Origin of the sequence: Pseudomonas sp. C9, assembly GCF_002000165.1 — a bacterium.
Taxonomy (GTDB): domain Bacteria; phylum Pseudomonadota; class Gammaproteobacteria; order Pseudomonadales; family Pseudomonadaceae; genus Aquipseudomonas.
Genome location: NZ_MPAK01000001.1, coordinates 3,771,259 through 3,785,053, shown reverse-complemented (window position 1 = coordinate 3,785,053; position 13,795 = coordinate 3,771,259). Strand labels below are relative to the sequence as shown.

General features: G+C 59.1%; 13 protein-coding genes. 6 read left to right on the top strand and 7 right to left on the bottom strand.

Annotated features, from left to right (window positions below; translation table 11 throughout):
- Window positions 1-6: 6 nt before the first annotated feature.
- From BMS17_RS17695 to BMS17_RS17680, 4 genes are all read right to left on the bottom strand, one after another.
- Window positions 7-504, bottom strand: a complete 498-nt coding sequence (locus BMS17_RS17695) for a CS1 type fimbrial major subunit (protein ID WP_371916699.1) — start codon at window positions 502-504, stop codon at window positions 7-9.
- Window positions 505-513: 9 nt separating this feature from the next.
- On the bottom strand, window positions 514-1,254 hold the full coding sequence (locus tag BMS17_RS17690) for a pilus assembly protein (protein ID WP_046026583.1): 741 nt from the start codon (window positions 1,252-1,254) through the stop codon (window positions 514-516).
- A gap of 40 nt (window positions 1,255-1,294) precedes the next feature.
- A complete protein-coding gene (locus tag BMS17_RS17685) occupies window positions 1,295-3,817 on the bottom strand; it encodes a TcfC E-set like domain-containing protein (RefSeq protein ID WP_077431326.1) in 2,523 nt (840 codons plus the stop codon).
- Between the two features lie 112 nt (window positions 3,818-3,929).
- Complete coding sequence (locus BMS17_RS17680; RefSeq protein ID WP_046026586.1) at window positions 3,930-4,415, bottom strand: CS1 type fimbrial major subunit; 486 nt, start codon at window positions 4,413-4,415, stop codon at window positions 3,930-3,932.
- Between the two features lie 490 nt (window positions 4,416-4,905).
- Between BMS17_RS17680 and BMS17_RS17675 the strand changes: the two genes are divergently transcribed.
- Window positions 4,906-5,484 carry a PadR family transcriptional regulator gene (locus BMS17_RS17675; protein ID WP_046026587.1) on the top strand — a complete coding sequence of 193 codons (579 nt, stop codon included), beginning with the start codon at window positions 4,906-4,908 and terminating at the stop codon, window positions 5,482-5,484.
- Entirely contained in the window at window positions 5,481-6,266 is a 786-nt protein-coding gene (locus tag BMS17_RS17670) for a siderophore-interacting protein (RefSeq protein ID WP_077431325.1), read from the top strand. The genes BMS17_RS17675 and BMS17_RS17670 overlap by 4 nt, the downstream gene beginning before the upstream one ends.
- 15 nt (window positions 6,267-6,281) lie before the next feature.
- Here the strand turns inward: BMS17_RS17670 and BMS17_RS17665 are convergent, their stop codons facing one another.
- The 3 genes from BMS17_RS17665 to BMS17_RS30375 form a co-directional block, all read right to left on the bottom strand.
- Window positions 6,282-6,938 carry a Pr6Pr family membrane protein gene (locus tag BMS17_RS17665; RefSeq protein ID WP_046026589.1) on the bottom strand — a complete coding sequence of 219 codons (657 nt, stop codon included), beginning with the start codon at window positions 6,936-6,938 and terminating at the stop codon, window positions 6,282-6,284.
- Between the two features lie 2 nt (window positions 6,939-6,940).
- Window positions 6,941-7,171, bottom strand: a complete 231-nt coding sequence (locus BMS17_RS17660; RefSeq protein ID WP_046026590.1) for a VF530 family DNA-binding protein — start codon at window positions 7,169-7,171, stop codon at window positions 6,941-6,943.
- A gap of 93 nt (window positions 7,172-7,264) precedes the next feature.
- Entirely contained in the window at window positions 7,265-7,423 is a 159-nt protein-coding gene (locus BMS17_RS30375) for a hypothetical protein (protein WP_158283918.1), read from the bottom strand.
- Window positions 7,424-7,462: 39 nt separating this feature from the next.
- Here BMS17_RS30375 and BMS17_RS17655 point away from each other — a divergent pair, with 39 nt between their 5' ends.
- The 4 genes from BMS17_RS17655 (at window position 7,463) to BMS17_RS17640 (ending at window position 13,795) form a co-directional block, all read left to right on the top strand.
- The gene (locus BMS17_RS17655; RefSeq protein WP_046026591.1) at window positions 7,463-8,845 is read left to right on the top strand and encodes a carbohydrate porin; all 1,383 of its coding nucleotides are present in this window, start codon (window positions 7,463-7,465) and stop codon (window positions 8,843-8,845) included.
- A 234-nt stretch (window positions 8,846-9,079) separates the two neighbouring features.
- Complete coding sequence (locus BMS17_RS17650) at window positions 9,080-11,488, top strand: glucose/quinate/shikimate family membrane-bound PQQ-dependent dehydrogenase (protein ID WP_077431324.1); 2,409 nt, start codon at window positions 9,080-9,082, stop codon at window positions 11,486-11,488.
- A gap of 499 nt (window positions 11,489-11,987) precedes the next feature.
- Window positions 11,988-12,365 (top strand): DUF6124 family protein, encoded by a 378-nt coding sequence (locus tag BMS17_RS17645; protein ID WP_046026594.1) that lies wholly within the window; start codon window positions 11,988-11,990, stop codon window positions 12,363-12,365.
- A gap of 203 nt (window positions 12,366-12,568) precedes the next feature.
- Window positions 12,569-13,795, top strand: a complete 1,227-nt coding sequence (locus BMS17_RS17640; RefSeq protein ID WP_077431323.1) for a hydroxymethylglutaryl-CoA reductase — start codon at window positions 12,569-12,571, stop codon at window positions 13,793-13,795.

The following is a 13,795-nucleotide window of genomic DNA, read 5'->3' as shown; positions in this document are numbered from 1 at the left end:
TATCACTCAGCCACCGGGCATGACCGCATTGAAAATCATGTTGACGTTGCCAAAATAATTGCCGGGCTTGTAAACCCCGTCGGCCGGCGGCACCGGGACGATTTCCAGCACCACCCGTTTGCCCGCAATGGCGTCGGCCATGGACACCACCTCGCTGTTTTCCGCGTCGTTCAACAATGTGCCGTTGAACAGCACGCGTAAGCCGATGTCATGGGCTTCGGTGCCATTGGATAGATAGGGTCGGCCTTCGAGCCGGGCCTCGATCGAGCCTGCTTCGTTCTTCACGTCGAAAAACTTGCGCAAACCACCCAGTGTCGATGCCGTCAGGTTCCATGGCAGTTGCTGCTCACGATGAATCCAGCCAGGGTCAGACGGAATCACATAGAACGCCAACGTTGGAATGCTCACGAACACATCGAAATGGTGGGACTCCCTGGCGGCAAACGCCGTGCTCGAAACCCATGCACCGATGAGCACGGGGAGTATTTTTTTCAACATAGTCATCACCCGGGCTCAACCCTTTACGTCCAGTTTTTTGCTGCTTTCACCTTCAACGAGGGTGAAGTGGTATTCGCGACCGGCCTGTTTTTCAAACTGAAACGTCCGGCCGGCGAGGATGTGATGCTTGGTCGTCGGCTGGCAGTCCTGTTCGTTTTTTACCGAGCAGTCCTTGAACTCGTCGATCACCACCACCGTGTTGCCGTTGTTGCGAATGCGGTAAAGAGCCGCCGCGTTTTCAATCACGCTTTCATAGCGCGTGTGCTTGGGCCGCACGAAAAACACCGCGCCGTAACCGGCCAGGACGTTGACCCCGGCCGAGAGGGTTTTCTTGTAGGCATCGCGTTCTTCACTGGAAACGGCGAACTCATCTTCTTTCTCCGGCACCACCGGTACGAAACGCACGCGGAAATAGCGCTCTGTAGCCCGTTCGCCCATGTACAGCAACCGCGTACCCTGCATGCCATTGGCCGGCACGATCAGTCGTGCCGGGCTGGCCATCAGGCCGTCGCGGGCACTGCCGTCGGCCTGGGTCTTGAGCGGTACTTCCTGTGATTTGCCCTGGGCGTCATAGAGGATTTCAAGAATGTTGACCTTGACGAACGCAGTGCTGTCGCCGCCGTTGAAAACCCGCTTCAGGTAGGTACTTTTATCGCCGTCCAGATAGTCGTAGACGGTGCCGATATTGATGCTCGGCGTAGCGTGTGCCGTTTGGGTGAATAAACAAAAACCAAATAGTGCCAACAGACGTTTCATCGTCCCTTACCTCGTTGATTAATCGCGTTGTGCCGGACCATCAGCCCGCCGTCCGGGCCATGAAAGTCGCATCCGCCAATGTGTCCGGTGTGCACCGCAGGTCCCCGATCATCAGCACGTTGTTTTCCGTGCGTGCGCTGCTCGGGTCGAGGCGGAACTGGCACAGCAACTGATTGCCGTGGCGCACTTCCAGGGTCGGTGAGCCGGCGTTCATTTCCATGGAGAAGAAGCCGTCGACTTCACTCACGCCGCGACTGGCGTGGTTGATGATGTGGTGCCCCTTGAGCGGGTTGCCCTGGGGGTCGATCAAGCGTCCGAGTACGGTGAGGGTGCTCATCACGCGGACCTGGCGATATTCCACGCCGCCCTTGTTCAGGTGATAGCTGGAGCGCGCCGGCTGGATGGTCGCGGCGGGCACATGGTTGCCCTCGAAGTCGAAACTGACCGAACTGCTTTTGTAGGCCGTGATGGGGACAAAGTTGCGACCCGGTTTGAGTACCGCACTGCCGCCGCTCAAATCGTCGGCGCGCAGGGTGATGCCCGCGATGTCCGATTCGACATCGATGATCATCCCGGCACCGTTGCGGTGGTACTGGCTGGTCACGACCATTTTTTCGCCGCCGACGGCCACGGTGCTGTCCAGGTTCAGGCCGCCGGTGAAGTCGTTGTTGAAAGACGAACGCTGGACAAACCCGTCGCCGTTGACCAGGTCCGAATGCATCGTCCCCATCGCATTCAAACCGATGCCATAGGTGTCGGTGATGGCGGTCGCCGACACGCTCTGCAAGAGGTGCCCCTGCAGGTCTTTGCGGTAAGTGATCGAGGCGTTGTTATCCCGCCCGCCCTCACGCGCGGTGCGTGAGCCGATGCTGCCGGAGAGCTGTTCGCCGGGGCCGCCCAAAGCAATGTTGACGCTCAGGTCGACGCCACGATTGCGGTCGTCCCCCGAACTCACGCTGCCTGGCCGGTCGAACAGTGACAATCGCCAGTTGGCATCGCTGCCGAACAGTCGGGTGCGCTGGGTCCATCCCAGATCCACCCCCGCGCCTTCGGTATTGCCCTCGCTGTGGGACACCCGCGCGTTGACCGAGGTCTTGCTGGTCAATCGATGGTTGAGCGACAACGAAGAGTTGCTGGTCTGGCCAACGAACACATTGCGTTGTCGCACTCGCGTTCCGTCCGGCAAGGTGTCGTAGAGCCGCGTCGTGTCGAGCCAACTGCGGTTGTGGCTGGCGACGACGCTGCCACTGCCGTAGGAATACAGCCCCTGCACGTCGAGGCCGGTGCCGTAGTCTTCGGTTTGATAAATGTTGGCGTAGAGGCTGGCATTGTTGACGATGGCCCAGTCGACCGACGTGCCGTACTGCAAGCTGTCACGCACCTGGCGCCCGTTCAGGCCGACGATCACCCGCGGATGCAACAAGTAGTTGACCGCCGCGCCGGCGGTCATGTCGCCATCGTCCTGCTCGTCCCAGTTACTGAGCACCTTGGACTCGCGCCCCGCGAACAGGTTGTAGCGCCAGCGCTCGTCATGGTTACGCCAGTTGTTGGGCTTGTAGACCAGCTCTTGGGTGCTGGAGGTGATTTGACCGTCTTCGATCAGACGCACTTCCACTTCGTAGATCCCGCCCGGTAACGGTCGGGTATCGAGGGTCTGCAAGCCGGCCGGCATCGCCTGGGTATTGATCAGCAAACCGTCGCGATAGATTTCCACCGACCCCTGGCGGTTGGCGGTGACGTAGATCGGATACACCGCCGGTTTCGGATTGTTGATGGCCAGGCTGTCGGAGCTGCCGTACATGACCCCCACCGCCGTATCGGGGCTGGTACCAAAGGTGCGCGGTTGCCGACTCAGCCCTTCGGACGAAGGGGTGAAAAGGCCCAGTCGCAGAAAATTGCCTTCCAGTTCTCGCTGGGTGTACAGCTCATTCACCGCGTGAAACAACTCGTCATCCATCCCGCCGAGTCGGGACAGCTGAACATTCACAGCCTGAGTCCAGTTGCCCAGGCTGCTGCTGGCTTCAAGACCATAGCGCCCGCCCAAGTCCTGGTTCTGCCCGCCGTTGAGGTTCAACTGATTGCGCACGATCAGGCCGGTGCTGCCGCCTTCGGGCAACGTGTAGTAGCGCTGCGCCGTCTCGTCGCGTTCGGCGTTTTGCGTCAGGATCGAAACCAGTGAGTTTTCCAGGCTGTAATGCACCGCCAGCAGTTGCTCCGGGCACGACCCCTGGCAGCCTCCCAGTGCGACACCTTGCTTGAGATAATTTGCCCAGGTCTCGCGCTCGCTGGGCTTGATAGTGCTATCGCTGACATCGGTGAAGTCAACTAAGGTGATGCGATCGTCGCGGGATAACACCACCATCGCCTCACCCAGAAACTGTTGGTCAAGTTCCACGCGCACCGCCAGTGGCACATCAAAGAAGTGCTCTTCGAACTCAGACGGCAAACCTTTGGCCTGCGCCAGCAGACTTCGAGGTGTAGACGCGCTATCTGCAGGCGCAGCCAAAGCGGTTGCACAAAAAAACAGGGCAAGCGCCGTCGCGATGTGAGTCATCGGGAACATGAGCGAAATACTCTAGAGATAGTTACGTTAAAACCCGATCGACGGATACTGACTACCCATCGACCGGTGAGCGTTACTTAATAAGGACAACCCTTAAGTCATCTCAGTATTACTAGATGCGCGGGATGGCATCGAAGATCACCACCGGAGTGGCAGTGTAGAAACCCGTTTGAGTGGCGGTGGGTTTAGCGGCGTCAATCACCAGATCAGCCCGCATGCCACCGTTGGACTCGGTATCGCCAACGACTTCCTGGGAAGCGCCGGTCAGGGTAACTCCGTTGAATTTATAGGTCAGTGCGATGTTGTTGCTACCGTTGAACAGGGGTTGCGGACCTCCTTCCACATAGGCGCCGACCGAACCATTGGTGTGCCGAATATCGTACGTCGCACGCAATGGACTCAAAGTACCGGTCACCAGGTTGTAGGTCATTTTCTCATCTTTACCAAAGTCAGGATTGACCGGTTGGGCGTGGAAAACCTGGGTTGGAATGGTGGCGCTGATGTTGATGGAGGTGCGCGCTTCTTCCGCAGCGAACGCCAGCGAAGAACCAAGTGCCAAGAGTGTCATCGGGACGGCGATTGCAAACTTATTGAGCATTATTGAGTACCTGTCTTTTCAAAGGATTGGGCCGAGAGCAGTCCTAACAAGCCAGCGTCATGTACGAGTTCATCACGAGGCTTAACTTTCGACGCCGGAACATGATCGACCAATCTCTTGGGAAAGTAAGTACGTAACTTCCGAAGAACATGTAGTAACAAGAGCATTCGAACAGAAGGAAAAAAGTCGTAAAAACAGCAATTACGCTGTTCGACTCTCAGACTGATACTACACACAGTTTTAACTAAAAAAGCACACAGACAAGAATGATTAAATATCTGTAAGAACGGCACTACTTATTATTTTTTAACAGCCATTGGTAAGAAAATGAACTGTTATTAATTAGTCTAACTACTCTAAAGAAGCAATCGTCACAGCCCTCTTGCGCTTGCAGCGCCCTGCCTCAGTCTTCGACCGCTCGTCTTGGTGCCTTGCATTTCTCATAAGATATATCTTAAGTTGTATCTAAACACGACAGAGAAGACACAAAATGAGAGACCATCATTCCCATCGAGAGCACAACGACAGCCGTGACGGCTTCGAAAAACGCCCAGGTCCTGGCCGAGAACGCGGCGGCCGTGGCCCCCGTGTGTTTGCCCCCGGCGACCTGAAATTGCTGCTGTTGGCACTGATCGCCGAACAGCCCTGCCACGGCTATGACCTGATCCGCCAGATCGAAAGCATGTTCGACGGCGCCTACAGCCCCAGCCCCGGTGTGATCTACCCGACCCTGACTTTTCTTGAAGAAAGCGAAATGATTCTGGGCGACGCCGAGGGCGGCAAAAAACGCTACAGCATCACCGACGCCGGACGTTTGTCGTTGACCGAGCAAGCCATTGCACTGGATGGCGTGCGGATGCGCATCGAAGTCAGCAAACGCTCGCTGCGCGGGCATGACCGCCCGGCCGAGATCCACGAAGCCGTGCACAACTTGCGTCATGCCTTGCAGATGCACCACGGCCGCTGGAGCCCGGAAGAAATCCTGCGGGTACGCGACCTGCTCAATAACACCGCCAAAGCCATTGTCGACGGCCCTGCCGTTCCACCTGTCCGGGAGAAAGCCGAATGACTGAAGTGATCGTGCAATCCATCCACCGCGTCATGCATGAGATCAAACGCCGTCGTCTGGAGGTGTTGCGCGTGGTCGACCTGACGCCACGTATGCGCCGGATTACCCTGGGCGGGCCGGAACTGGCCGGCTTCGTCAGCCTCGGCACCGACGACCACGTCAAACTGTTGTTCCCGCAAAACGCGGCGGAACACGCGGCGCTGGAAACCCTGGTGCTCGGCGCGGGCAAAAACAACGGGCCGATGCCAGCGATGCGCGACTACACACCACGTCGTTACGACCTCGACACGCTGGAACTGGACATCGATTTCGTGCTGCACGGCGACGGCCCTGCCTCGACCTGGGCCGAGCAGGCCAAACCCGGTCAGTTCCTGCACATCGGCGGGCCACGCGGCTCGATGATCGTGCCGGACATGTTCGACAGCTACCTGCTGATCGGTGACGAAACCGCCCTGCCCGCCATCGCCCGTCGCCTCGAAGGCCTGGCAGCCAATCGTCGGGCGCTGGTGATTGTGGAAGTGGAGAACGGCACCGAGCAGCAACGTCTGGAAAGCGCCGCGCAGGTCCATGTGATCTGGGTGCTGCGCGAAGGCGGCAAGGACAATCTGCTGACCACCGTGAAGCAAGCGCAAGTGCCCGGCGGCAATCTGTATGCGTGGGTGGCGACCGAGACCAAGGTGTCGCGGCAGATTCGGCGGGTGCTGCTTGATGAGCATGGGCTGAACGAGCAATTCGTCAAAGCCGTGGGTTACTGGCGGCTGGATGACAGCGACGAAGAGTGACCTGTGAGGGCGGCGCTAGCGGCGTCGCCCCAATTGCCGGTCGAGCGCGGTCAACGACACCGCAATCACCACAAACCCCACCAACAACCCACCCGCATTCAAAAACACCTGTGGATAACCCAACTTGTCGACGTCTACAAACGGATAGGGATAAACCGCCAACACGTGACCGCGCCACAACACCGATACGAAGTACACCAACGGATAGATCAACCACAACGCGATGTGCCTCAGACGTAACGTGCCCTTGGGCACGCATAACCACCAATAGCCCAGAAACAGCAGCGGCATGATGTCGTGCATCAGCTCGTCGGCCAGAAACTGCCAGCCTTCGGGATGCCACAGATGGCGCAGCAGCAGGCTGTACGCCAGGCCGACCACGGCGATACTCACCACAATCGCACTGCTCACCCACGGCTGCAAAAACCAGCGTCGCGCCGCTGACTCGCGGGATGTCCATTCACAGGTCAATACGGTCGCCACCAGCGTGTTGGTCAGCACCGTGAAGTAACTGAAAAAGCTCACCAGCCCACCGATCAAACTGGCTTCAAGGCTCCAGCGTGAGTAGAGAATCAGGTACAGCTGAATGCTCAGCCCCAGCCACCCCAGTACCGCCGCCACGGCGACAAAACGACGCCTCGTGGCAGAACCCGGCGTCGGTTGGTTAACCATTGTCAGACTGGTCGCTTGGTGCGCATCAATTTCACATACAAGCGCTCGACCTTCTCTCGCGCCCACGGGGTTTTGCGCAAGAACGTCAGGCTCGACTTGATGCTCGGGTCGCTCTTGAAACAGCGGATATCAATGCGCTCGGCCAGCCCCGACCATTCGTAATGTTCAACCAGGACGTTGAGGATTTGCTCCAGCGTCACGCCGTGCAGCGGGTTGTTGTTCTGTTCGGTCATGCCGGGCCTTCAAGCGGTGAAAGGATGGGAAGCCGCGCACCTTAGCCGAGGGTGTGGTCTGGTGGAAGCGCTCTGTGCGCTATCGCTTGTCCCTTAAATGTAGGTGACCTTGAAAAGATCGCCGCCCGGCACTGTTACCGAATCTGAAATGCTGCATGTCAGGAAAAGCCCTTTCTCTATTTGTAACAGAACATTATCCTTGCGGCCGCCAAGCTGAAACGCTTCCGCTACCTGCTTTACGCCTGCTGCCATCCGTAACTTTCCTAGAAAAAGATCAAGAATTCTCTCTCTATGCCTGATTTCCACACTTCGCGAGACAGCGCTGTCTCACTGCCTGTTGCCCACCGAAAAGCCCTACGCCTGATCGGCGGATTCACCGCCCTGGGCCTCGCCACCTGCACCCAGGCAGCGCCCGCCTTCGATAGCGACTCCCCCTGGATGCTGGGTGACTGGAACGGCACGCGCACCGAACTTTCGGAAAAAGGCTACGACTTCAAAGTCGATTACACCGGTGAAATGGGCAGTAACCTGCACGGTGGCTACGACCATGACCGCACCGCGCGCTACAGCGACCAGTTTGGCCTCGGCACGCACCTGGATTTGCAGAAAATCCTGGGCTGGAACGATGCCGAATTTCAGCTGACCATCACCGAACGCAGCGGCAATAACATCAGCAACGACCGCATCAACGACCCTCGCGTGGGGGGATTCACCTCGGCTCAGGAAGTCTGGGGCCGTGGGCAAACCTGGCGCCTGACGCAGATGTGGTATCAGCAGAAGTTCTTCGACCAAAAACTCGACATCAAGGCCGGCCGCTTTGGTGAAGGCGAAGACTTCAACAGCTTCCCCTGCGACTTCCAGAACCTGGCGTTCTGTGGCTCCCAGGTCGGTAACTGGGCCGGCAGCATCTGGTACAACTGGCCCGTCAGCCAATGGGCGATGCGGGTCAAATATCACCTGACGCCGCAGTTGTACGCGCAGATTGGCGCCTATGAGCAAAACCCGTCGAACCTCGATCGCGACAACGGCTTCAAGCTCAGTGGCAGCGGCACCCAGGGCGCAATCGTGCCCGTGGAACTGGTGTGGTCGCCAACGCTCAACGGCCTGCCGGGCGAATACCGCGCCGGTTATTACTACAGCAGCGCCAGCGCCACCGACGTCTACAAAGACAGCAACGGCCAGCCCGCCGCCCTGAGCGGCGAGGCTTACCGCAGCGCATCGAGCAAGCACGGCGTATGGCTGGGTATTCAGCAGCAAATCACCAGCGTCGCCAGCGATCACAGCCGTGGTTTGAACGTGTTCGCCAACGGCACGATGCACGACAAGAAGACCAATGCCATCGACAACTATGTGCAGGCGGGCGTCGTCTACAAAGGCCTGTTCGATGCGCGCGCCAAGGACGACATCGGCTTCGCGCTGGCCCGCGTCCACGTCAACCCGGCCTATCGCAAAAACGCTGAAGCCACCAATCAGGCGCATGCCGTCTTCGACTATGACGACCCGGCCTTCTTGCCGCCGCAGGACACCGAATACAGCGCCGAGCTCTATTACGGCGTGCATGTGACGAACTGGCTGACCGTGCGCCCGAACCTGCAATACATCCGCCATCCCGGTGGTGTGGATAACGTCGATGACGCGCTGATTGGCGGGATCAAGATCCAGTCGTCGTTCTAAACAACACCCCAAAGCCTTGTAGGAGCAGAGCTTGCTCGCGATGACGGAGTGTCAGTTGACATTGATGCGGTCTGACACACCGCCATCGCGAGCAAGCTCTGCTCCTACAAGGGTTGCAACACCTGAACAAGCGCTAACCAGGTTTCACTTATATAACTGAACCATGCCCACGCCAGATCGTCATCTACAGTGAACTTGCGCGGGACTACTTGAAACGTCACGGAGAACCACACTATGAGCACTGATGGTGCTTTGAGTCGAAGCCGTCTGTTGCCGAGCCTGCTCGGCATCCTGCTTCTGCTAATGGGCCTGGCCATGCTGGCCGGGGGGATCAAGCTGAGCATGCTCGGCGGCTCGCTGTATTACCTGCTGGCCGGTATCGGCCTGACGCTGACCGGCGTGTTGCTGATCCTCGCCCGCCGCGCTGCGCTGGGCCTGTACGCACTGGTGTTGTTCGCCAGCACCGTTTGGGCACTGTGGGAAGTAGGCCTCGACTGGTGGCAACTGGTGCCGCGCCTGGCGATGTTGTTTGCACTGGGCCTGGTCATGTTACTGCCATGGTTCCGTCGTCCGTTGCTGCGCGAAGGTGCTGCACCGATGGGCACCGGCGCCCTGAGTGTCGCTGTGGTAGTGGCGGGCGTGGCCGCATTGGCCAGCCAATTCACCAACCCGGGTGAAATCAAGGGTCAACTGGACCGCGACAGCGTGCCCGGCATGACCAACACCGCCCCGGCCATGCCCGACGGTGACTGGAATTCCTACGGCCGCAGCGCTCACGGTGATCGTTACTCGCCCCTGGCACAGATCACCCCGGCAAACGCTCACAAATTGGTCCCGGCGTGGACCTACCGCACCGGCGACCTGCCGGGCCCGAACGATCCGGGCGAGACCACCGCCGAAAACACCCCGCTGAAAGTCAACGGCATGCTCTACGTGTGCACGCCGCACAGCCAGGTGATCGCGCTGGACCCGGACACCGGCAAGGAAATCTGGCGTTTCGATCCGAAGCTCTCCACGCAAAACGCGGCGAACTTCAAGGGTTGGGCCCACATGACCTGCCGTGGCGTGTCGTATCACGATGACGCGGTCTACGCCTCCGAGCAGAGCCCGACCGGCAGCGCCAGCGCCGCCGTGGCCAACGCCTGTCCGCGCCGGATCTTCCTGCCCACCGCCGACACCCGCCTGATCGCCCTGAACGCCGACACCGGCAAGATGTGCGAAGACTTCGGCGACAAGGGCCAGGTTGACCTGCGCGCCAACATCGGCGGCTTCACCGCCGGCGGTTACTACTCCACCTCGCCTCCAGCGGTCACTAAAGACCTGGTGGTGATTGGCGGCCACGTCACCGACAACGTCTCCACCGACGAGCCAAGCGGCGTGATCCGTGCGTTCGACGTACACACTGGCAAACTGGTGTGGAACTGGGACAGCGGCAAGCCGGACGACACCACGCCGATTGCCGAAGGCCAGACCTACACCCGCAACTCGCCGAACATGTGGTCCATGTTCGCGGTCGATGAAAAACTCGGCATGCTCTACCTGCCAATGGGCAACCAGACCCCGGACCAGTACGGTGGTGATCGCACCCCAGAATCGGAACTGCACGCCGCCGGCCTGACCGCCCTGGACATCGCCACCGGCAAAGCGCGCTGGCACTTCCAGTTCACCCACCATGACCTGTGGGACATGGACGTCGGCGGCCAGCCAACCTTGATGGACCTGAAAACCGCAGACGGCGTGAAGCCAGCGGTGCTTGCGTCCACCAAGCAAGGCAGCATCTACGTGCTGGACCGCAGCACCGGCAAGGCCATCGTGCCGATCAACGAAGTACCGGTGCCGCAAGGCGCTGTCGCCGGTGATCACACCTCGCCGACCCAACCCAAGTCCGACCTCAACTTCATGCCGCCGCCGTTGAAAGAACGCGACATGTGGGGGGTGACACCGTTCGACCAACTGGTCTGCCGGATCACCTTCAAATCCCTGCGCTACGACGGCCCGTTCACACCGCCATCGCTGCAAGGTTCGATCGTTTATCCGGGTAACTTCGGCGTGTTCGACTGGGGCGGTATCTCAGTGGATCCGGTGCGTCAGATCCTGTTCGTGAACCCGGACTGGATGGCCTTTAAATCCAAGCTGATCCCGGCTGCGGAAATCGCCGCCCAAGGCCCGCGCAAAAGCGAAACCGAAGGCGTACAACCAAACAAAGGTGCGCCTTACGGCGTAGTCCTTGAACCCCTGCTGTCGCCAATGGGCCTGCCGTGCCAGGCACCGGCGTGGGGCTACGTGGCAGCGGTCGATTTGACCACCCATGAAAAAATCTGGATGCACAAGAACGGCACCGTGCGCGACAGCTCGCCAGTTCCAATCCCCTTGAGCATGGGCGTACCCAGCCTGGGCGGCACCTTCACCACCGCCGGTGGCGTCGCGTTCCTCAGCGGCACCCTCGACCAGTACCTGCGCGCCTACGACGTGAAAAACGGCAAGCAACTGTGGGAAGGCCGCCTGCCGGCCGGCGCGCAAACCACCCCGATGACCTACACCGGCAAGGACGGCAAGCAATACGTGCTGGTCGTTGCCGGCGGTCACGGTTCGCTGGGCACCAAGCAAGGTGACTATGTGATGGCGTACAAACTGTCGGAATAAGTTTTAGCGGCGGTTAAAACGAAGGCGACTCCTGTGAGGGGGTCGCCTTTTTTTTAGCCGCGGTCTACACCACAACACAAATCAAATGTGGGAGCGGGCTTGCTCGCGAAAGCAGTGTGTCAGTCGACAAAAATGTTGAATGTTAAACAGCCTTCGCGAGCAAGCCCGCTCCCACATTTGGGTTGTGGTTGGTCTGGAAGTTCGGCGAACGTCCTATAGCGGTGGCTGCTCTGGCGGCGGTTTCCGACAAGCGCTGTCGGTTGTTGGGTCAGAAGCCGGGACGATAGGCTTTGGGCGTCGCTGCAAATTCAGCGACCGGGTTTGGTCGCCCAGGTTTAGAATGGCGCACTTTTCGTGCTTGCTTCATGGCGAGCTGTGCGTGGGAGGGCTTCGGCCCTGCCGGGTTCCATTCCCTGGTCGACCAACCTGCGTACGGTTTGCCACCCAACTGCTTGGTCGCAGTCGTGGCGAACTCCCTATCTTCGAATGGAGCTTCACCATGATCAAAGAAACACCAAATCCCCCCGAAACCGACGATGTTTCCCCCTACGAATCCATCGATTCCAAAAAACTCAATGAAGCCGCCGAACGCGCGCTGAATCACTACCTAAACCCCGCAGCCCTGAAATCACCGCCCACCCGCAAACCCAGCACCATGTTCATGCTTGCACCGGACCTCAAAGACGAAGACCTCTTGGCCCACACCTGTGAATCCCTGGCCCAGGCCAGCGTGATGGCCGGCGATTTTGCCGCCTACCTGGAAGGCCCGCATCGCAACACCGCCATGGCCATTCAGCAAATCGTCATGCTCGCCGAACTGGCCGCGAACCGGATGATGGACAACCTCGAACGCCCCAAACCCGCGCAACACCGTTGATCCCCAGTGGGAGCGGAGGTGCGACGCTCCCACATTTGGTCAATGTGGGCTAATTGTCTGTCCGGAACGCCTCGACGAGTGCCGTCCAATCGCCGATCGATATAAAAAACTGTCAACAATGACAGTACCTGCCTGGGTCAGTTCTGCAGATCATCAACAGGACGCGCACCACCTTGCGCACTCAATGACCCGCCGGGTGACTCATGTCCCACTCTCAATTCGACGCTCAATGGATAGAGGCCTTGGCCAAGGGTGAGGTCCGCCTGCACCAACTACCTGAAACCTTGTCGCGCAACCAAGCGTCCTTCATTCGGCGTGAGGCGTTGCAATTGATCACTGGGGCCTCACTCACCACCATCGGCAATTACACGTTTGATGCGCACCCGGCAAAATGCGAGAACTTCATCGGGGCTATTCAGATACCGCTGGGCGTTGCCGGCCCCCTGTTGGTCAATGGGCAAGCGATTACCGCCCAGGAACCGGTCTTTGCGCCACTGGCGACCACCGAAGGTGCACTGATCGCCAGCGTGTCCCGAGGGTGCGCCGCGTTACGCGCCGCCGGAGGCGCGGTGGTGCGCGTCGACGATGTGGGCATCACCCGAGCGCCGGTGTTTCGCTCCAGCGGTATCGTACAATCACAGGCTTTCGTAGCCTGGGTCCGAAACAACTACGACAAAATCAAACAGCTCTGCGAAGAGAACAGCCGTCACCTTGTATTGCAGGACATCGTGCCCGCATTGGTCGGCACCACGATCTACCTGCGTTTTCGCTTCCACAGTGCCGATGCCATGGGCATGAACATGGCAAGCATCGCCTGCGAGCGGGCCATAACCGAGCTGATCAGCCCCGCTACGGGCCTACCCTGCATCAGCATCTCAGGCAATTACTGCACCGATAAAAAACCGGCGATGGTTAACGTGCTAAACGGTCGGGGCAAACGCATTTTTGCCGAAGCCCATCTGAGCGCTGACATCCTGCACGACATCCTGAAAACCGATTCGGCTTCGTTGTGTGACGTCCAATACCGCAAAAACCTGTTGGGCTCAGCAATGGCGGGGGCAATGGGCAGTAATGCCCATCACGCCAATATTCTTTCGGCTGTCTTTATCGCCACCGGACAAGATGTCGCTCAAGTAGCAGAAAGTGCTTGCGGCATTACCTGCCTCGAAGCGCGCGAGCATGGCGCCCTCTACGCCTCGATCCTGTTGCCCGACACACCACTGGGGACTGTCGGCGGCGGCACCGGTTTGTGCACTCAACGCGAAGCACTGGCGTTGATGGGGATTGTCCCGGGCGCCAAAAAACCTGGAGTCGACACTTTGCGTTTGGCAGAAATAATCGGAGCGCTGGTGCTGGCGGGTGAGTTGTCCATCATGGCGGCGCAAGCAGCACATCATTTGGTAAAAGCTCATGTGCAATGGGGGCGTTGA

Excerpts from the sequence above, each read along its gene's own strand:
- BMS17_RS17695 (WP_371916699.1), bottom strand. The coding sequence starts at position 504 with ATGACTATGTTGAAAAAAATACTCCCCGTGCTCATCGGTGCATGGGTT.
- BMS17_RS17690 (WP_046026583.1), bottom strand. The coding sequence starts at position 1,254 with ATGAAACGTCTGTTGGCACTATTTGGTTTTTGTTTATTCACCCAAACG.
- BMS17_RS17685 (WP_077431326.1), bottom strand. The coding sequence starts at position 3,817 with ATGTTCCCGATGACTCACATCGCGACGGCGCTTGCCCTGTTTTTTTGT.
- BMS17_RS17680 (WP_046026586.1), bottom strand. The coding sequence starts at position 4,415 with ATGCTCAATAAGTTTGCAATCGCCGTCCCGATGACACTCTTGGCACTT.
- BMS17_RS17675 (WP_046026587.1), top strand. The coding sequence starts at position 4,906 with ATGAGAGACCATCATTCCCATCGAGAGCACAACGACAGCCGTGACGGC.
- BMS17_RS17670 (WP_077431325.1), top strand. The coding sequence starts at position 5,481 with ATGACTGAAGTGATCGTGCAATCCATCCACCGCGTCATGCATGAGATC.
- BMS17_RS17665 (WP_046026589.1), bottom strand. The coding sequence starts at position 6,938 with ATGGTTAACCAACCGACGCCGGGTTCTGCCACGAGGCGTCGTTTTGTC.
- BMS17_RS17660 (WP_046026590.1), bottom strand. The coding sequence starts at position 7,171 with ATGACCGAACAGAACAACAACCCGCTGCACGGCGTGACGCTGGAGCAA.
- BMS17_RS30375 (WP_158283918.1), bottom strand. The coding sequence starts at position 7,423 with ATGGCAGCAGGCGTAAAGCAGGTAGCGGAAGCGTTTCAGCTTGGCGGC.
- BMS17_RS17655 (WP_046026591.1), top strand. The coding sequence starts at position 7,463 with ATGCCTGATTTCCACACTTCGCGAGACAGCGCTGTCTCACTGCCTGTT.
- BMS17_RS17650 (WP_077431324.1), top strand. The coding sequence starts at position 9,080 with ATGAGCACTGATGGTGCTTTGAGTCGAAGCCGTCTGTTGCCGAGCCTG.
- BMS17_RS17645 (WP_046026594.1), top strand. The coding sequence starts at position 11,988 with ATGATCAAAGAAACACCAAATCCCCCCGAAACCGACGATGTTTCCCCC.
- BMS17_RS17640 (WP_077431323.1), top strand. The coding sequence starts at position 12,569 with ATGTCCCACTCTCAATTCGACGCTCAATGGATAGAGGCCTTGGCCAAG.